This window comes from Wolbachia endosymbiont of Trichogramma pretiosum (assembly GCF_001439985.1).
GTDB lineage: Bacteria > Pseudomonadota > Alphaproteobacteria > Rickettsiales > Anaplasmataceae > Wolbachia.
Window position 1 is genome coordinate 605,991 of sequence record NZ_CM003641.1, and the last position, 19,664, is coordinate 625,654.

General features: G+C 33.9%; 16 protein-coding genes and 2 pseudogenes. 7 read left to right on the forward strand and 11 right to left on the reverse strand.

Features of this window, described 5'->3' with window-relative positions; translation table 11 throughout:
• Nucleotides 1–311: 311 nt before the first annotated feature.
• The 5 genes from ppa to wTpre_RS02920 all read right to left on the reverse strand — a co-directional run bounded on the left by ppa (nucleotide 312) and on the right by wTpre_RS02920 (nucleotide 6,106).
• Nucleotides 312–818 carry an inorganic diphosphatase gene (ppa, locus tag wTpre_RS02900; RefSeq protein ID WP_068651845.1) on the reverse strand — a complete coding sequence of 169 codons (507 nt, stop codon included), beginning with the start codon at nucleotides 816–818 and terminating at the stop codon, nucleotides 312–314.
• An 80-nt stretch (nucleotides 819–898) separates the two neighbouring features.
• Nucleotides 899–2,155 carry a WD1261 family protein gene (locus wTpre_RS02905; RefSeq protein ID WP_068651847.1) on the reverse strand — a complete coding sequence of 419 codons (1,257 nt, stop codon included), beginning with the start codon at nucleotides 2,153–2,155 and terminating at the stop codon, nucleotides 899–901.
• A 112-nt stretch (nucleotides 2,156–2,267) separates the two neighbouring features.
• On the reverse strand, nucleotides 2,268–3,380 hold the full coding sequence (mnmA, locus tag wTpre_RS02910; protein ID WP_068652618.1) for a tRNA 2-thiouridine(34) synthase MnmA: 1,113 nt from the start codon (nucleotides 3,378–3,380) through the stop codon (nucleotides 2,268–2,270).
• Between the two features lie 219 nt (nucleotides 3,381–3,599).
• Nucleotides 3,600–4,667 (reverse strand): rod shape-determining protein, encoded by a 1,068-nt coding sequence (locus tag wTpre_RS02915; protein ID WP_068651850.1) that lies wholly within the window; start codon nucleotides 4,665–4,667, stop codon nucleotides 3,600–3,602.
• Nucleotides 4,668–4,687: 20 nt separating this feature from the next.
• A complete protein-coding gene (locus wTpre_RS02920; RefSeq protein ID WP_068651851.1) occupies nucleotides 4,688–6,106 on the reverse strand; it encodes a gluzincin family metallopeptidase in 1,419 nt (472 codons plus the stop codon).
• A gap of 274 nt (nucleotides 6,107–6,380) precedes the next feature.
• On the opposite strand from wTpre_RS02920, the gene wTpre_RS02925 reads away from it, so the two are divergent.
• The 3 genes from wTpre_RS02925 (at nucleotide 6,381) to ftsH (ending at nucleotide 10,138) form a co-directional block, all read left to right on the forward strand.
• Nucleotides 6,381–6,860, forward strand: coding sequence for an OmpA family protein (locus wTpre_RS02925; protein WP_068651853.1), 480 nt, complete (start codon nucleotides 6,381–6,383; stop codon nucleotides 6,858–6,860).
• A gap of 143 nt (nucleotides 6,861–7,003) precedes the next feature.
• Nucleotides 7,004–8,296 carry a tRNA lysidine(34) synthetase TilS gene (tilS, locus tag wTpre_RS02930; RefSeq protein WP_068651854.1) on the forward strand — a complete coding sequence of 431 codons (1,293 nt, stop codon included), beginning with the start codon at nucleotides 7,004–7,006 and terminating at the stop codon, nucleotides 8,294–8,296.
• 12 nt (nucleotides 8,297–8,308) lie between these two features.
• Complete coding sequence (gene ftsH / locus wTpre_RS02935; RefSeq protein ID WP_068651856.1) at nucleotides 8,309–10,138, forward strand: ATP-dependent zinc metalloprotease FtsH; 1,830 nt, start codon at nucleotides 8,309–8,311, stop codon at nucleotides 10,136–10,138.
• Nucleotides 10,139–10,343: 205 nt separating this feature from the next.
• Here ftsH and wTpre_RS06590 read toward each other — a convergent pair whose 3' ends face one another.
• Both wTpre_RS06590 and wTpre_RS06595 read right to left on the reverse strand, forming a co-directional pair.
• On the reverse strand, nucleotides 10,344–10,673 hold the full coding sequence (locus wTpre_RS06590) for a hypothetical protein (RefSeq protein ID WP_245609326.1): 330 nt from the start codon (nucleotides 10,671–10,673) through the stop codon (nucleotides 10,344–10,346).
• Between the two features lie 290 nt (nucleotides 10,674–10,963).
• Complete coding sequence (locus wTpre_RS06595) at nucleotides 10,964–11,110, reverse strand: hypothetical protein (RefSeq protein ID WP_245609327.1); 147 nt, start codon at nucleotides 11,108–11,110, stop codon at nucleotides 10,964–10,966.
• A 268-nt stretch (nucleotides 11,111–11,378) separates the two neighbouring features.
• On the opposite strand from wTpre_RS06595, the gene wTpre_RS02945 reads away from it, so the two are divergent.
• The 4 genes from wTpre_RS02945 to wTpre_RS06605 all read left to right on the forward strand — a co-directional run bounded on the left by wTpre_RS02945 (nucleotide 11,379) and on the right by wTpre_RS06605 (nucleotide 14,212).
• Nucleotides 11,379–11,846 carry a WBM0748 family T4SS-associated protein gene (locus tag wTpre_RS02945; protein ID WP_245609328.1) on the forward strand — a complete coding sequence of 156 codons (468 nt, stop codon included), beginning with the start codon at nucleotides 11,379–11,381 and terminating at the stop codon, nucleotides 11,844–11,846.
• A 286-nt stretch (nucleotides 11,847–12,132) separates the two neighbouring features.
• Nucleotides 12,133–13,398, forward strand: a complete 1,266-nt coding sequence (locus tag wTpre_RS02950; RefSeq protein WP_068651858.1) for a pyruvate dehydrogenase complex dihydrolipoamide acetyltransferase — start codon at nucleotides 12,133–12,135, stop codon at nucleotides 13,396–13,398.
• A 54-nt stretch (nucleotides 13,399–13,452) separates the two neighbouring features.
• A complete protein-coding gene (locus wTpre_RS06600) occupies nucleotides 13,453–13,827 on the forward strand; it encodes a hypothetical protein (RefSeq protein WP_245609329.1) in 375 nt (124 codons plus the stop codon).
• 16 nt (nucleotides 13,828–13,843) lie between these two features.
• On the forward strand, nucleotides 13,844–14,212 hold the full coding sequence (locus wTpre_RS06605) for a hypothetical protein (RefSeq protein ID WP_245609330.1): 369 nt from the start codon (nucleotides 13,844–13,846) through the stop codon (nucleotides 14,210–14,212).
• 99 nt (nucleotides 14,213–14,311) lie between these two features.
• Here the strand turns inward: wTpre_RS06605 and wTpre_RS02960 are convergent, their stop codons facing one another.
• The 4 genes and pseudogenes from wTpre_RS02960 to wTpre_RS07485 all read right to left on the reverse strand — a co-directional run.
• Nucleotides 14,312–16,057, reverse strand: a complete 1,746-nt coding sequence (locus tag wTpre_RS02960) for a type I secretion system permease/ATPase (RefSeq protein WP_068651860.1) — start codon at nucleotides 16,055–16,057, stop codon at nucleotides 14,312–14,314.
• Nucleotides 16,058–16,180: 123 nt separating this feature from the next.
• Nucleotides 16,181–16,306, reverse strand: a complete 126-nt coding sequence (locus tag wTpre_RS07195; protein WP_256359275.1) for a hypothetical protein — start codon at nucleotides 16,304–16,306, stop codon at nucleotides 16,181–16,183.
• A 49-nt stretch (nucleotides 16,307–16,355) separates the two neighbouring features.
• A pseudogene (locus wTpre_RS07385) lies at nucleotides 16,356–19,450 on the reverse strand (ankyrin repeat domain-containing protein); the annotation flags it as partial.
• A gap of 50 nt (nucleotides 19,451–19,500) precedes the next feature.
• Nucleotides 19,501–19,664, reverse strand: a pseudogene (locus tag wTpre_RS07485) (IS5 family transposase); the annotation flags it as partial.

Below are 19,664 nucleotides of genomic sequence, written 5' to 3' on the forward strand. Positions count from 1 at the left end.
TCTTTAGTAGGTTAAATGCTTGTCTTACAGTGAATTTTGTCAGTAACTGACAGTTCTTTTTATTTGACCTATGCAACAAATCCAACTGGAATCCAGAATTTTTTTGAGCACGAAAGTTTATGCTAAGTTTTTGTTGGTAAAAAGGCTGGATACCAGTGTCACGCACTGGGATGACACCATTTATTTTAAACTCACTTTTACTTTATGGTCTATACTACCTTGCCGCTATCCTGAACGGATACCAATATTTATCCATTAAAAACAACAACATTTTTCCGAATAACTGTAATTTCAGGCTAAATCAACGCAAACTAATTTCCACTTTTTTCAATGATTTTTTTTGCTTCTTCTACATCAGCCCATTCTCCAACTATCACCGTTTTTCCCTTTTCTAAATCTTTATAATGAGAAAAGAAATGAGCTATTTTATCTAGTAGGTTTTTAGATAAATCAGAATAGTTTTTTATATTGTCATAATAGCTATCAACACTGGAGATAGGTACAGCTAATATTTTTTCATCCTCTCCTTTCTCGTCTTTGGTAAGTAATGCACCTACTGGACGCACTGATATCAAAACTCCAGTCGCTAAAGGAATTTGAGTTAGCACTAAAACATCCACAGGATCACCATCACCTGCGCAGGTATTTGGTATAAACCCATAATTGCAAGGATAAGTCATTGAGGTAGACAAAAATCTGTCAACTTGTAACAACCCAAACTCTTTATTAAATTCATACTTTACAGGCTCAGCATTTGCACTTATTTCAATTACTACACTTATTGCATCTGGTTTTGTTGTTATTTTGCTTAAATCCATGGATTACCTCATTCTTCAAGAGAAGATATTATATAGCATACACTTTAAAAGTGCTACATTTATCATTTATAAGTAGAGATTCATGAACGCCTGGACTGTATAGGACCATTTGTGAGATCATTAATAATTGCACCATTGACTGCTGAATGTGGCGGTTCTTGAGGTGATTTTAGTAGTTGAAATAAAACATATACTATTACGCTAGTAAGCACTGCAGCAATTACTAGATTAGCAAAATTATCCTGTGGCATGACACCTTTTATTGGATTAAATAATTTTTGCTCCATAAGGAAATAATCAGCAACATATAACCCAACAGACAATACAAACATACCTAAAATAAGTTTACAGACTGTGTTTTTATGATTTTTCTTGCTGAGTATGAAATTTGGCCTACATTTATTCTCTTCTTGCGATGCTGAATAATGTGTGTTGTTTATTATCCTCTCTTCAAACTTATTGCTATTTTGTTCTTTTAACAGCTTTTTCAAAGTTGGTCCAGCTCTTTTCAGGCATAAAAAAACTTGATTATTATAACCTGCAGATGACAATATATTGAATGTTCTATTTAAACTACCTATCTTCTCACAATCAAGTGTATATTTAGTGGCTCTATTTTGATCTTGCAAATTAATACCTTGCACTAATCCAACTAAAGCCATTATATATCTAGAAACGACCATGTTATCTATTATTGATAAACTTTCCTTTTTTATAGACTCTGCGTGATGTTCAGAAAGTTTATGATAGTCGCCAAATATAGAAAATAATAATACTACATCCCTTTCTACTTTTATGTCTTGATGAATAGAATAATAGAAATCAATAATGCATTTACTTAAGGTAAATTCTCTGTCATGTTCGTTTAATGCATTTTCTTCACTTATTAACTTTCTAACATCAATAAGCACCTTATTTTCAAAATCTTCTGCTGTTTTAAATATTGATTCTCTCTTTGGATTTGCCAAAACGTTAAGTAAATCTAATTTTCTTCCATCTACTACTTCGTGTATGTCTTTACCTAACTCAGATTCCTTAATAACTTTATATATTTCATCTATGATATCTTGAGTGCTCAGATTATTATTCCCGATTAAAATTTTATAAGCTTGAGTATAAATTAAGAACAACCCTTGTAGACTAAATTTTAAGTTAAAATATCTATCTAATGATTCCTCTTTTTTTTTTCTCACGAATAAAGACAAACCAATATGGTTTCTGTAGTCTATTTTGCCAGTTAAGTTAGCATGTTGAAAATTGCCTAAAAAAATAAACAAGGCCTCTAATAAACTTCCTTTACCAACAATTTTTATTAGTTCTTCAGCTTCTTTAACCATCCTTCTAGTCCACAATATAACAACTATCTTTATAGTGTAAAGAATGTAGTCTAAAAAAGCAATAGATTGTATTGTATGTTTACATTCTGTATTAAAAAATTAAACCACTAAGTTAGGAGCATATCCAACCTCCACCGATAACTTGTTCGCCCTTATATGCTACACAGGCTTGACCTGGACTGATGCCAAAGTAATCGTCGTTTAAAATTACACAGGCTTTGTTCTTTTCGTCAGTTGAATATATTGTCGCCAAGCTTCCTGAATGTGATGACCTGAGCTTCACAGTTACTTCCATGCCTTCTTTTGGTTGTTCTAACCAATTTAACTCTTTCACCAATATCTTTTTTTGCATTAGAGCATTGATCGGTCCTACTACAACCTCATTATTTTCTGTATTAATTCTCACTACATAAAAAGGCTCACTATGTGCAATGCAGAGGCCTCTTCTCTGCCCCACTGTAAAATTTACTATGCCGCTGTGCTCACCTAGCACTTTTCCATGAACATCTACTATTTTACCTTTCTGTACAGATTGTGGAGCTAAATTAGCTATTGTTTTACTATAGCTTTCGGAAACAAAGCATATATCTTGACTATCCGGCTTTTCAGAGATTTGTAAGCTAAAATATTTTGCTAATTTTCTTATATCACTTTTATAGAACCCACCTAGTGGAAATCGCAAAAACTTTAACTGCTCCTCAGTTGTAGCAAACAAAAAATAACTTTGGTCTTTACTTTTATCAACACTTCTGCACAACTTTACCTCACCATTTTCTTCTAATCTTCTTACGTAATGTCCTGTTATGAGCACATCCGCACCAAGATTTTTTGTGACTTGCAATAGATCACGGAATTTGACTGTTTGGTTACATCTTACACATGGTATGGGGGTTTCCCCACGCATGTAAGTATTCGCAAAATCTTCTATTACTTCCTTTTTAAATATTTCTTCGTAATTTAAAATATAATGAGGAAAGCCAACACTTTCAGCTACGCGTTTGGCATCATAAATATCTTGTCCAGCGCAGCACGCACCTTTTCTTGCATTAGCATTGCCATCAGTGCCATATAGCTGAAGAGTCACACCTATCACTTCGTACCCAAGGTTATAAAGCAGTGCTGCAGCAACGGAGCTATCAACTCCCCCGGACATTGCAACAACAGCCTTAGTTTGATGCGGAGCTTTATCTTTTAATAAGGGTTCAATTTCAAATTCTTTTAGCATATAATTTATAAACACAAACCTGCTGTCAAGCACTGGAATCCAGTTTCTATTACACAATTTCATTGAAACAGCGTACTTGTTTGTAGTCAAGTTCCAGTGTCAAGCGCTGGGATGACACCCCTTCTGCTGGAAGTTGCCTTTAAATTACTTGATGAGTGATACTAGGATCTCATTTATATTACATAATTCCATCAAAACAATTCGATCTTCAAAAACAACTTAATCTTGCTTGAATAAAACATGGCCAAAATAGTCCATGTTTTCAAGTACTTTTCCGCTACCCAGGGCAACACAACAAAGTGGATCATCTGCAACACGAACTGGTAATTTTGTTGTTTCACTAATAACTTTACTCAAGTTGCGCAACAACCCACCTCCACCAGATAAAATTATTCCTCTATCAACTATATCAGAAGAAAGTTCGGGTGGAGTACTCTCCAGTGCAGTTCTAATAGCAGAAATTATCTGATGTACAGGCTCTATTAGGCTCTCCGCAACTTGATATTCTGATAAAAGCATTTCTTTTGGCATACCACTCACTAAATCCCTGCCTTTAATTATCATTCCCTCTTTGTTGTTTTCAACTGGCAGACTGGCTGAACCGACGTTTTTCTTAATTTTTTCAGCAGTTGTTTCGCCAATCAATAACTTATGATTTTCACGAATGTATGACTTTATTGCCTCATCCATAATATCACCACCTACTCTGGCAGAACGTGAATAAACAATTCCACCTAAAGAAATAATTGCAACTTCAGTTGTACCACCTCCTATGTCAACAATCATAGAACCTTCAGGTTCGGTAACTGGAAGTCCAGCCCCAATTGCTGCAGCCATTGGTTCTTCAATTAAGAATACTTCGTTTGCACCAGCACTTTCTGCTGCATCTTGTATAGCACGCCTTTCAACTGGGGTAGATCCAGATGGAACACATATGATAATACTAGGCTTATTAACAGTGAATCTTTTGTTTGCGCTGCGTATGAAATATTTTAACATTTCTTCCGCGCTTTTAAAATCAGCAATAACTCCGTCTTTCAAGGGCCTTATCGCTTCTATTTCTCCAGGTGTTTTTCCGAGCATCATCTTAGCTTTTTTGCCAAAAGCATAAGGAACGTAACTTCCTTTTTCTTTTACTCTTGCTACAACTGAGGGTTCATCAAGCACTATCCCCTGGCTTTTCTGATAAACTAAAGTATTTGCAGTACCAAGATCTATAGCAATATCGCTAGCAAATAAACCTTTGAAAGTAAAAAAATTTCTGATTAAATTCCGAACAAAACTCATACACAACTTAAGAAAACCATTTATTGAGACAAATTATACTTTTCAGATAAGTAACCAGTGTAGCACTCAATATCTAAATCCCTACCTGTTACCTTTTTTAGCTGTTCCAAAAATCCATAATTTGCACTATATACGTTTTTAGAGAACCAATCGATAAGCAAACTGAAATCTCCTTTTACTATAGAATCTAAAAATTCATAATGATTTTTCTTAATGAAAGAAAAAAACTGCACAGCAGCGATTAACGCTATGACTTTAATAGGAAAGTAGCCTATAACACCACTTATCCAATACTCATCTTGAAAATAAGTGTCTAGCTCATTTTTAGCTTTTACTGAAATCTTGTAATGCTTCATACCTTCCAACCATTTATCGTGTAGATCTTTAACTTCTAACTTACCATTTATTAGATCTTGTTCTAATTTAGTTCTTAGCATAATGTGAGCCAACAAACTAAATCCATCCGCATTCTTCAAAAAAGATGAAAGATTTACTTTATTGAAAATCAAATACAAATTTTCAACACTACTATTAATTTTGCCTTTTGTAGAAAGTTTCTCCTTTATGTGTGGTTGAATGAACTCAATAAATTCTCTGGATGTTCCAATGATCCTCTCCATGAGTAACCCTTGAGTTTCATACATAGTATGTTTTGTAATTGAGCTCTTTATAGAATTTTGCGCTAAACATTTTTGATGAATTGCATAACCAGTATGCCGTAAAAGTAAAAATAAACCATAACAAAGGTCAGATTCATCTGAATCGATAGGATCGTAATAAGAAATGGAAATCTCATTTGGTGTAACACTCATTTGCTGTAAGAATAAGGAACCAAGTTCAATCTGCCTCTGAACCGTAACTTTTTGTATATTAGCAACCTTATCCTTCTTCTGCTTTTGAGTTACTTTCTCTACATTTTCACTAAAAAATTTACCTAGCTTAGGAAATATTTCCTTTATGTTCTTTTCTGTGATATTAGGGTCATAGTCAGCAAGCAATGACTCATAGTTTGAGCGCTTTAATTGCTGCGATTTTAGAGAAGCTGCTTCACGAGTAAGCTTAATTAGGTTAGTAAAGCATTCTTTCAGCTTTTCTAAGTTACTAATTTCAGAATTAGTTAGCCTCCATAAGTTTTGGCATTCAATCTTAGCTTTGGACAAAGATTTTACTAAATCAATAGGAATAGCACTGCTGCCTTTGTGCATCCCCTCTATTAACCTTAGCTGCTGAATATTAGCACTCTTTTTATTCCTAAGCGCATTCGCTAATGATTCCTTTACTGCATCATGAGAGATAATTTCATGTCTGATTTCCTCTAGAAGACACATTTGTTCAACTTTGTCCTCTACATTCAATTGGCTTTTGCTTAGTAGTTTTAGTGTATTTTCGATATTTCTTACCTTATGTAATACTTCCTCTAAAAACTTACAAGATCTCATTTTTATTCATTGCTTTGAAACATCTGCTTAACATCGTAATAGATTAATAATAAAGTTAAAAGTATATTTGCTTAAAGTACAATAAAAAATTGTACTTTTATTCTTTTACTGTACTTCATTGCCAAGAATTGAGCATCTTATCAGAAGATTAATTATAAGATTGTAAAGAAAGCATCTAGTATTTTATTTCCCTTGACTCTATTCTAGTATAGAGGGATCATTAGTACTAAAATTAGAATTACGCACTATATTTTGAATTTATGGAGGTTTAGTGATGTGGAGTAGACTGATTATAATGTGTTGTTTTTGTTTACTGCTTACTGGTGTAAGTTCTTGCCCTAAAAAAGGAGTAAGTACAACAAATAAAATGAATGCTGTTGTTAAGCAGATAGGTAGTAAAAGAGTTTTCTTTGGTTATGATGAATCTAGTATTAGCGAAGTGAGTGCAGATGCATTACTTGACGTAATGGAAGTATTACAAAATAATCCTGACGTAAAGGTCACTTTAACTGGTCATACTGACAATCGTGGTTCTCACGAGTATAATCTTGCACTAGGAGCTAGAAGAGCAGATGCAGCTAAAAAATTTATGGTCAGCTGTACACCTTATCTAGAAAATAGGATAAGAACTGCTTCTAAAGGTGAAACTGAGCCTTTGGTTGATGTAAAAGATGATTCTAGAAATTCTAAATATGAAAAAGAGCATGCTAAAAATCGTAGAGTGGAATTTTCATTTTCTGGAATAAAGAAGTAGTTTCTTGCATTAAAACCTGGATCCCAGTGTCAAGCACTGGGATGAAAAAAGAGAGAAATTCCGCTACTTGTTAGCGGGATCTATACATACCACAAATAAAGTCGTTATATGACGTAGAGGATGTCTAGCCATCAAGAAACATAATGAAATTAGAGTTATTATTTCAAAATATAGCCAATAGCTTTGCTTTCCATAACCAAATCGCAGTCGCAGTATCAGGTGGTGTAGATAGTATAGTCTTACTTCACTTGATGACTAACTGGGCAAAAAAAAACAAGCTTTCACTTCCTATATCATTAACAGTAAATCATGGGTTACGTTCAGAGTCCCAAAAAGAAGCTGATTTTGTTATAAGTTATGCAAAACAACTTGGAGCAAAGGAATCGTTCATATTAAATTGGGAGAAGCAAAATATTAAAGGTAATATTCAGTTACAGGCACGAAAAGCACGATATAAGTTACTAGAAGAGTGGTGTAAAAACAATAATGTTAAATGTTTGCTCGTTGCTCATCACAAAGATGATCAAGCAGAAACGTTCTTATTAAGATTAGAGCGAGGTAGTGGCGTAGATGGATTATCATCAATGGATTACAAATCTTTCTTAAATGGTATTTATATATTGAGGCCGTTGTTAAATTTTAGTCGTAGTGAAATAGAAAAGTACGCTAATCTTCACCAGTTAAAATGGATCGAAGATAGAAGCAATTATGACTTAAAATATAGACGAACTTTATACCGTAACTTACTTAAAGCAAGTGACAATCAAGAGATTTTAACAGAGCGAATATGCCTTACAGCCCTTCATATGAAAAGAGCTGCAAAAGCGTTGATGCACTACACACGCCTTGCACTTAATGAATGCGTTAACATTCATGATCTTGGTTATATTGAAATTAAACTAGATGAACTTTATAAACTGCCAGAGGAAATAGCTTTAAGGCTTCTTCTTTATTCTATAATGGCAATTGTCAACGAGCACTATAAGCCAAGGTACCGTAGCCTTATCGCAATATTTAACAAAATATCGCAAGAAGATAGTGATATTAACTGTACACTCTCTGGGTGCAAAATAAGAAAATATGGAGGGAGCATCTTGATAATGAGAGAATCATCAAAGATACAGGAAATTACTGTACACCTAACATTAAATGTCCCTGTTGAATGGGACAATAGATTTAGCTGTACAATACTTAGCAATCAGAAGTGTTCAGTAACTATTGCTCCGCTAAAAAAAACACAAAAAGTTCCTGAATTTCTGAAGGATTACAACTGCTGCCCCGAAGTTTTCTACTCTTTGCCTACAGTACAAAAAGATGGAAAAGTGCTTGCTTATCCTGATATAAATTATAACGAAAAAAGTACCAATGACGATAAAGTTCAATGCATTATTAATAGCACAATAAAGCAAAATTTGGTAAGCTTGATTAGTATTTAATTAGAAACGTAAATGAAAAAAAATTTAGAAGGCTTATTGATCTGGTTAGTGATTATTGTTCTCATTTCAGTTGCTTATATTCAATTTAGCGGAAGTATAAGTAAGAGTAAAACAACCATACCTTTTTCAGAATTTTTAACTAGACTAGAAGATAATGATATAGAAAATATTACAATAAGAAACCAAAGTATCGAAGGAAAGTTTAGGGATGGGTCAGCCTTTAACTCAAGTGGTGTTATATACAGTGACTTAATAAAAAGTTTGCATGATAGGAAAGTGAAGTTCTCCTTTTCAATTGGAGACTCTGCAATAGGTATCATTGGTGGATTACTTATTCAATGGGTTCCGACGCTTATCTTTATCGGTTTATTACTTTTCCTTTTTAAACAAACGCAAGCAGGAGGTAATAGAACTATAAGCTTTGGCAAATCAAAAGCTAGGCTTATGACTACTGGAAAACAAGTGAAATTTGATGATGTTGCTGGGATTGATGAAGCAAAAGAAGAGTTGGTTGAAATTGTTGATTTTCTTAAACAAAGGCAAAAATTTCAAGTGTTAGGTGGGAAGATACCAAAAGGATGTCTTTTGATTGGTTCCCCTGGAACTGGTAAAACTCTACTTGCTCGTGCAATTGCAGGTGAAGCTAATGTACCGTTTTTTAGTATTTCTGGATCTGATTTCGTTGAAATGTTTGTCGGTGTTGGTGCAAGCCGTGTCCGGGATATGTTTGATCAAGGCAAGAAAAATGCTCCTTGTATAATTTTCATAGACGAAATAGATGCAGTAGGTAGGCATCGCGGCATTGGTCTTGGTGGCGGTAACGACGAAAGGGAACAAACATTAAACCAGTTACTGGTTGAGATGGATGGTTTCGAGTCTAATGAAGGTGTGATAATAGTTGCTGCAACTAACCGTCCAGACGTCCTAGATCCAGCACTACTTAGACCTGGTCGTTTCGATCGACAGATTACTATTTCTTTACCTGATATAAATGGGCGTGAGAGAATATTAAATACGCATATAAAGAAAATATCAATAGCACCAGATGTAAACGTAAAAACAGTTGCGAGGGGAACGCCAGGTTTTTCAGGGGCTGATCTAGCAAATTTAGTGAATGAGTCTGCGCTTATTGCTGCAAGAAGAAATAAGAAAATTGTTACCATGGATGATTTTGAGTATGCACGTGATAAAGTGATGATGGGCATGGAAAGGAGATCCTTAGTCATTACAGAAGAAGAAAAAAAGCTTACTGCTTACCATGAAGCTGGTCATGCAGTGGTTGCAGTTAATATGCCTGCTTCTGATCCTATACACAAAGCAACAGTTATTCCACGTGGTAGAGCACTCGGTTTAGTTATGAGACTACCAGAAACAGACAGAGTGTCCCTCACAAGAGAAAAGATGCTAGCAGATATAACTGTTGCAATGGGTGGACGTGTGGCAGAAGAGCTAATTTTTGGCTATGATAAAGTCACGAGCGGTGCGTCTTCAGATATAAAACTAGCATCAGATTTATCACGTTCTATGGTGACAAAATGGGGAATGAGCGACAAAATAGGTCCGATCTATCATAATCGCGAACAAACCACACATGATTCTGAGACAATTTCTGAAGATACGTTAAGACTTATAGATGAGGAAGTAAATAAAGTCGTATTTTCTTGCTATGAAAAAGCAAAAGACATTTTAACCAAGCGTAGGAAAGACTTGGAGCTCATTGCTAAAAATCTACTGGAGTTTGAAACTTTAACAGGAGATGAAATAAGAGACATATTAAGTGGAAAAAAAATTGTTAGAAATGAAAATGAAGGTAAAGAAGAGATAAGAAGATCCTCTCTCTAATAAGATCTGGCTTTATTTAACCGCTAAAAAAAAAATTTTTTAATTAATTAGCTAAGTTGTAAGATAATAGTTAAGTCGATGTGTTTTATAAATAGACTTTTTTGAGCATTCTTCCAATTTTTTTTCTAAATAACTCTTTGCCTATTTAAATAAGCATATTCAGTATTAGAGCTTTCCAGACCGCTACTAAACGTCTCTATTAGCTTTATACAGGAGAAGTTCCTGCTACAACAGCTCCTGTAACAGCAGTAACACCCATGATGAGAAGAATCGGTTCTGCAGTGGTGATTACACAAAGCTCAATACATAAACCAGCAATGACCATACCAACCATTATACCAATGAAAGAACCTACAATTATGGATGAAACTACACCAATTAATTGTCCTATTTTTGAACTAAGTGGCACTTCTCTTTCACGTCTAATACGCCTAATATAGCGTGACCTCATTTTTCCTCTCATTATTACATTTTCATCCTTGTTTCCAAAGAGATTCAATGACGCTTCTCTTTCTCTAATAAAATTTGGCCGCATTTGTTATTCTCTTGCCCTTCTTCGCTCTCTCATTATTATGTTTTCCTCAAAGAGGTTTAGTGGTACTTCTCTCTCACCTCTAATTCTAACATGATTTAGCTGTGCTTGTTCTACTAATAATCTTATTGTACTTTTTATTTCATTTAGCGGTGCTCTTCCTCCAATATCCTTAATTGCCTTCTCAAATTTTAATAGCGACTTGTCATTTAGTCTGACATTATTCTGAGAATAACAAACAATAAACCAATCTAAAATTGGCTTTTTTTAAACCACCATACTCTATATAATCATTAATGTGTTCCTTCAGTTTTTTTTTTAATTACCTCTACTGCTCTTGTTTCCATAACTTCTACGGCGCTATCTTCACTTTCTATGAGAATATTAAAAATAATTCCTAATAACTCCTGTTGTAAATCCTTTCGTTCTTTAATATGCATAATTAGCCTCAACTTTTATATGCTATTTTGCCAAAATAATTTTGGCAAATAAGTAATATATATATATACGATAATTCTCATTTAAATTTTTTTTTTACATTGGCCTATCTAAGTTATGTTTTAGGATGTAAAAGCTTCTTACTTTAATACTTTATTAAAGTAAACCATATACGGGTTGCTATTTAGGAGCAGCTGTTGTACTTTAGTCAGAAGGTACAGTAATGTAAGAAGGAGGTACTTTATGTCTTTAAAAAATGAAATTTCTTAGTTGATAGAGCAACAGCTTGGCATTAAATATCATGACAATTGCTTAGCTTACACTATCCATAATTCGTCTGCAGGTGAAATATCCGATTCTATTGCTCTTTGCATAGTTGGCTGTGGAAATTATGAAATTAAGTATCAGGGCATTGCCAATTTATTTAACATAACGAAAGAGGAAATTAACCAAAGTAATATAGAAAGCATAAAAAATAAGATAGAAAGTGAAGCTAGAAAAGAAGGTAGTGAATTTTCCGAGTTGATTTCTAGAATGGATCAATCGCTGAAAGAACAAAGTGAGAAGTCTATTATACGGATTTTAAATTCATCTGCTGAAAAGCAGTTAAGGAGTTTTTGTGGTAGTTCTATACAGAGAACAGAGGATAAAGAAGTTAGTCTGTCCTCTGCTTCACATGAAGAGCCTACTACAGAAGATTCGGAAACTACTATTAATTCTGATCTTTTATCAATTTAACCAGCTCCTCATATAAATTTTTTTTCTGTACCTAAGCTATATGTTTGTAAGAGGATAGTAAGCACTACATTTTTCTATTTCCATTAGAACAGATTCGCCTATTTTCATGAAGATCTTACTATTTGTACTCTATCTAGGACCAAGCAATAGAAATAGTAGGATAACAGTAATAAACCAAGATTCCAGCATCACGTACTAGGATGATATAAGTATCATAATTTACGATTAGATTGACATAGGGTAAAGAGTAAATTAAAAATTAAATAGATCTTTTAATAAAGAATAAATGCCTATAGAAATATTGATGCCCGCTCTTTCCCCAACGATGAGTAAAACTGGAGGAAAAATTGTAAAGTGGTGTAAAAAAGAACAAGATAAAGTTGAAATAGGTGATGTAATCGCTGAAATTGAGACTGATAAAGCCATAATGGAGTTTGAATCTGTCGATGAAGGAGTTTTAGCAAAAATTTTAGTGTCGGAAGGAACAAGTGGTGTGCCTGTAAATCAACTGATAGCTCTAATGTTAGAGGAAGGGGAAGATAAAAGCGCACTTGATTTAGCTTATGCCATCAATACCAAGGTTGAGAAGGAGGTTGAAGCCGATTTTTCAGTATCATCCAACCCTTCGATTTCATCTAGCTCTTCAATGTCATCCCAGTGCGTGACATTGGGATCTAAAAAAGAGGATAGAGCAACAGAAAATAGAATAAAAGTAAGCCCCTTAGCTAAAAAAATAGCTCAAAATGAAGGTGTTGATATAAAGCGATTAAAAGGTACAGGTCCATATGGTCGTATCATCAAAGCTGATGTATTAGAATTTTTAGATCAAACTAAAAGCTATGAGAGATTTGAGGAAAATACAACAGTTGAAGTAAGTAATATGCGCCAAGTGATAGCGCAGCGCCTAGTTGAATCTAAGCAAAATATTCCACACTTTTATTTAACTGTAGACTGCCACTTTGATAAGCTAATATCTCTCAAAAATGAGGTTAATTCAGCAAATGAGAACAATAAAGTAACAATTAATGACTTAATTATAAAAGCTGTAGCTTTCAGCATGAAAAAATTTCCTGATATAAACTCATCGTGGATAGATACTAAAATAGTAAGATACTCAAATATAGATATCTCAATTGCTGTAGCGCTTGAGGATGGACTGATTACTCCTATAGTAAAAAATGCTGATGAAAAAAGTGTTTTATCTATATCAAAAGAAGTGAAAGATTTAGTAAATAGGGCAAGATCTGGAAAACTAAAGCCTGAAGAATTTCAAGGAGGAGGATTTACTATCTCCAACTTAGGCATGTTTGGTATAAAAACTTTCAGCGCTATAATCAATCCACCGCAATCTTGCATTATGGCTGTTGGTGAATCTAAAAAACAGCCGTTTGTCATAGGTGAAAAAATAGAGATAGCAGAGATAATGACAGTGACTCTCTCTGTTGACCACAGAGCAGTTGATGGAGCACTAGGAGCAAAATTTTTAAATGCCTTTAAGTACTATATAGAAAACCCTGCGGTGATGCTTCTTGAGCCTTTGTTATTACAATAAAATTAATAGCTCTTAGTTTATACTTTTGTTAGTTAATAGGTTTAGAGGTAAAATGTGACTAATAAAAAGATAGAAAAACGTAGTATATCTTTTGATGCTACAAAATCAAAATTTTCAAACGATAGGTTTCAAATAGATTCCTCATCTAATGAGTCAATAGATGCCATTGGTAAAAAATTTAAGTATGAAGTGAAACTTCCAAGTGTTATTCACACTACAACAAGAAAAAATAATGTTGGGAGCGGATTAAATGAGTTAGCTCTAAGAAAGAAAAATGAAAACTCTTTCAAGACACCAATAAAGAATATTGAAGAATCAGATAGCAAGAGAAACCAAAGTCATTTGCTATTTCAGGAGGACTCATTTCCAGAACTACCAGCATGTGCATATAAGCCAGCACTGCTGCCAAAACCATCAAAAGAAAAATAAAGGAAGCTGTAGAAAAATGCGCAATAATAGAAAATCTCATAATTCTGCAAGTGTTGAAAATGGTTTTAGTTCAGACAGGTTCAAAGTGCGCCCGTTCTTATGTAGTGATATAGATGGATATGTAGCTCCTGGTAAACGTGACCGTAATCTAGAAAGGTGTAGGGTTACACATGATAGCAGTAAGCTTGAAGCACAAATAGAAAGAAAACATGGGTTTCAATCAGATCCAAGTGTTAAGTATGTAAAGGCTGATACTGTAGTATGTTCTATTACTAAAGGTCATGACAAAAAAGGCATTAAATCTGATGTCTCACATGGACAAGAGCATACATCAGAAATGTCTAAAGTCAATGTGAGAGAATTAGCAAATAGGTTCCTCGGCTAGTCATTATTGGATTTTTCGAATAACAATTGCTTAAGATTTTACAAACTGTGCATATAGTACTCTATAAGAGAAAGAGAAGTGTGACAGCTTCTCTCTTTCTTAACCACTTGCTGAAGAACGTTTATCTTCTGTGACATCTGGTGATGGAGCAACTAATCTGCTCAAAATCTCATCTTTTGGTCCCATATCATAAATAACACCATCTGACATGATAATCACTTTATCAACTACGGACAGTAACGGTAGCTTATGAGTGATGATAACAGTGGTAGTATCTTGCTCTCTTGCAACATTGATTGCATTAATCAAGCGCGCCTCTCCATTACTGTCTAAGTTAGCATTCGGTTCATCAAGTACTAAAAGCTTAGTATTACCATAAAAAGCCCTTGCAAGTCCAAGAAGCTGTTTTTGGCCACCAGAGAGTATTGTTCCTCCAGGTCCTCCTATTGTTGTATCATACCCATTTGGTAAGCTAAGTATTAATTCATGTATTCCTGCAATTTTTGCTGCTTTGATTATTTCTTCAGGATTTGGATCTGGTCTCATGCGGGCAATATTAGCTTTAACGCTCGTGTTAAATAACTCAATATCTTGAGGTAAGTAACCAACATAATTACCAAAGTTTTCTCGATTCCAAGTATATACATCAGCACCATCTAGTCTGACTACACCTGATATGGGTCTCCAAACACCAACTGTTAGTTTTGCAATGGTCGACTTACCAGAAGCACTTGCACCAATAACACCAACAACATCCCCTGGTTCTATTACAAATGAGATTCCTTTTACTGTTGGCTTATTGCTCCCATAAGGAGTAAAAAACACCCTATCAAATTCCAACTTACCTTCAGGCTCTGGTAGAGCCATAGTTTGCTCTCTTTTTGGAGATGTTAGGATAAGTCTTTGCAGCCTGCCATATGACATCTTGGCTTGATTTAAAAATTTCCAAGTATGAACTGCTGCATCAAATGGAGCCAATACTCTACCCATCAAAATCGAGGCAGCAATAATGCTACCGGCAGTTTTGTGAGCTGTGATTGCAAGTAATGCACCTGTTCCAATTACTGAAATTTGGAGAGTTGAACGTAAAAATTTAGTAATACCAGTAATTACATTAGAACGATTCTGTGCTGTAACTTGCATTGCACGATTTTGATCATTCCGTTTACACCAATCAGAAACTATAAATTCTGACATACCCATAGCCTCAACCACCTCTGCATTTCTTGTTGCAACATCTATAGCGTTAATATTACGTATAGTTTCTTCATTGGTTTCTCGCAATATACGCTTAGTGGCAAGTTCATTCCATACTGCCATTGAAACTAATATAATGATCCCGGCAATAGCTATAAACCCTGTAGAGGTATGTATCATAAAGATCACAACAAGGTAAATTAGCGACCATGGAGTATCGAACAGTGAAAATATACCATTTCCTGTAATGAAATTTTTTATTACTCCAAGATCTCGTATTGCTTCACCACTTGAAGTTGAGCTTTGTACTGATGTTAACCTGATTGACCTTACTATTAGATCTGGTGTTGCAGTTTTATCAATCCAATCACCAATTTTAGCCATAGCTAAATATCGACAAGTTTCAAGCATTGCAGAACATGCAAACGCAGATAAAGTAATAATCGTCAGCATAACTAGTGTTGACACACTCTCGCTCGATATCACTCGATCAAGTACCTGAGAGGTATAAAGTGGCAAAAATAACATTAACGCATTAATCCCTGAGCTAAACCAGAAAATAAACCAAAACGCACTCTTGCACTTCTCTAGACAAGTATAGAGTATACTTTGCTTTAATTCCTTTTTTATTGACGTAGTGATTTCCATAATCTTCCTTTTTATTTAATTATATTTACCATATATAGTTTTTGTGTCGAAGGTATTAACAGTTATTGCCTTGCCATATCATTAATGTAATAAAATATTAATGATATGCGAATATAAACTTTTTCATGAAAATTTAGCAAGGCTGTCTAATTTCTTCTCTACTATAACCTTATACGATAGCCTTGCCAATTGTTCTACGTTTTTCTTATCTACTACTAAATGACAGTTTACTAGAATACTTACTATCACTCCTCTGAAAGTTGATGCTATCAGAGTCAGTGACTACAATCTGCATCTCTTTTTCTCTTTCTATATGATCAGAAAGTATTATATATTCCAATGATCTAGCTGTAATTGCTCTTTTTCTCACATAAGATGGACTGGAATGTACCCTTGGTCTATATCTTTCGAATTTAAAACAGTCAACAGTAATCCACCCCCTCCTCAAAGTTAGAAAGTATTAGAGATGGAGATTTACTAACTTCCTTATTACTCACAGAATTATTTGCACCACCATAACTCACATGACGCTCTACACCATGATTGTTACCACACTCTTCTCTTGAGTTTGAACCTCTTGGATTAAAAGGAGTCAAAAATATTGAATACCCATTGGTATCACCAAATCGGTTTATCAACCCACAGTTTTCTTCATTAATTTTTGTAATATTCTCGTGATTAGCACCTTCTGATAAGCTTGATGAAGCAATAAGATCTTCTTTTTTCTTACTAAAGATATTGTCTATTTTTAGCTTAGTTGCAACATTCTTGAATTTGTTTTTCGGAGCTTTTGGTTTAATTTCTGGATGCTCATTTATAGTAATTACACATGATGGATTATCTAACTTGTCCATTGTATTTTCGTACTCTACTGTTGCGTCTTGAATACAGACTAAGTTTTGTTGTTAAATCATTCAAAACAGGTGAACTTTTTCTACCTTCTAAAGACTTATTCGAACGTAGTACTGCACTACCACCCCTACTCATTTTCTGAGGATAAATATTGAGTTTGTCTTTACTCTCTAATCTAGTTTCATGCGTAAACTTGTAAAGTTCATTTTCCAATCGTGAAATATCTTCTGCATTCTTTATTAATAGTTCCAATATTGAGTTGTATTCCTCCAAATCATGATCTCCTACTTTTGTCTTAGCTAACTTTCCTGTAGCCTCTTCAATTCTGTTCATTTTTTCAATATAGTTTTCTATCTTACGTTTAACAGGTTCTTTTTGAAGGCCAATCACTAAGTTGTATAAGATAAGTAAAAATGATATCGAAGAGAATGCAATGGAAATCCAGGTAGGAATTTCTTCCTTTTAAGATTCTGCATTATTATGCTTAACGCAAACAGAAATAATCACACTTGATATTGAAATGGCCAGATTATGGTAGTCTATAAGCTTTTTGCTTCTTTCTTGATCTTCCATATTAAGTTTATCATATTTCCTTTTTTTGTTCTCCCTTATTTCATAAAAGAAATCTAAAAATAACCTTAAGATATTTGTGTCACCATGTTTAAAAGCATAACCTAAAGCTGTTTTTTTTACATTATCCTTTATATTAAAATTTATCTTCTTATTTACAGTTTTCTCTCCGGTGCTGATTATTAGGTAGAACAAGGCTTTAATAGCTTTTTCACTTAAGTGCTCATTTTGTTTACGCTTTTCTAAAACCAACTTTTTCAAAAATTGACCTTGCTTAAAATCCTCATTTATAGTTTTTTCAAAATCATTATCACTCGTTACAAGATAGTGTAATGCTGTTCTTCCAGATTTAGATACAACATTTAACATTTTCTTATTATATGGGTAATGATTATCTGTCATAAAACATTCTATTAACTCAGCATTAAGGCTCATGGCAGCTAAATGTAGAGGTATAAGCCCTTGACTGTTTGTGTTAAAAAGTGGTACTACATCCCTAATAGTTGGCTTGACAATATTTTCAATAATATACTGAGAGAATTCTATGTCGTCGGCAAGAGCATCCATGTGTAGCGGTGTATTGTCATTTTCATCATATAACACTTTGATGCTAGCAGCCACCTTTTTACCTAAAAGCTCTTTTGACACAAATTCAAGACATTCCTTATTGCCGCTCAAAATAGCTGCAAATAACAACCTTTTTGTGTATTTTGTTCTAAAAAAATACCCTTTGGGCTTTTTTTTACCAAATACTTAACGCATTCTACTCTTCCACTGAGAAGAGATAAGTGTAGTAAAGTTTGTCCATCCTTATTTTTCTTACTTAATATTTCTCCCACTCTCTCTTTTTTAAAAAGGTGCTCAAGGCATGATTTATTACCAACACGTGCTGCCATATGAAAGACGGTGTCACCGTTGCTATTCTCACGCAAAACCTCTTGATAAACGTCAAATTTCTTCTCTTCTAACTTTTTTTTCTATCATGCTTAAAAACGATAAATCAAGTTGGGCAGCAAAATGTAAAGGGGTGTTTCTTTCATTATTACTCTTATTTACTTGCATGCTTCTGTCTACTAATAGACTCACACATTTTTTCTTAGTTCTGTTTCTGTATTACTCGATAGAGCTAGGTGTAGGGCCATATTTCCTTTGCGTGTTTCTGTGCTTAAATCGTAATCAGGAAATTTCTTGAGTAAAGATGTTAGACAATCATACTTCCCGTACATTGCAGCTAAATGTACAAGATCTCTTCCATAATCACCTTTGGATTGAAGTATGATATTCCTATATTTTCATAAAATAGCTCTATACAATATGAATTACCATGTATAATAGCAATATGTAAGGAGGTGTTACCTTGTTTATTCTGAACAATTTTTGCACCTGATTTAATAAACAATTTCATCAGCTAGTTATTCCCATGTTTTGCAGCTATATGTAATGGGGTGTTACCATCTGCATTTTCTTGATTAATTTCACTTTTTAGTCTACCTAAAAATTTTAGATGCTCTATAAGAAAATTTATGGCATTTTCTTGAGTTTCTGAGTTACCTACAATCTTATGAAAAGGATTCTCATTATATTTACTTTTTAAAAATTGCACTTGATTATCAACGAAGAATTCTATGCACTCAGCATTTCCAGATTGCACAGCATAGTGTAATGCGTTATTTCCATATTTATCTGTTTTAATTTTCTCTCTATCAAAAATTCCTTTTGCTTCAATATTTCTTTTAAATATTCTAGGAGGTTAGGACTTCCGCTTCTGGCAGCATAGTGTAACTCAGTTTTATCATTGGCAGTGCAACTAAAATCTGCTTCATTTTCTATGAGAATTTTCAAGCATTCTTTATTGCCAGATTTAGCCGCATAGTGTGGTGGTGTTTTACCATCTCTATCTTTGTTCCTTACTGCTTCTTTAATGTCAAAATTAGAATTTTCTATCACAAAACATAAAATATCTTCTTTACCCGGTAGGCTTTATTGCATAGAACTGATAGTGCATGTAAATCAAAGTAAATTTACGCAGCTAATTTAAATTTAGCCACACCTATATCAGTAAATTTATTCAATAAGTAGCACTTAATTAACAGCTCTTTTTCACGATTTACCTCTGATTTATTTTTCAAGTTAAACACAAATATTTGCTTCAACCTATAGAAAAAGACTTCAATATAAGAACGTG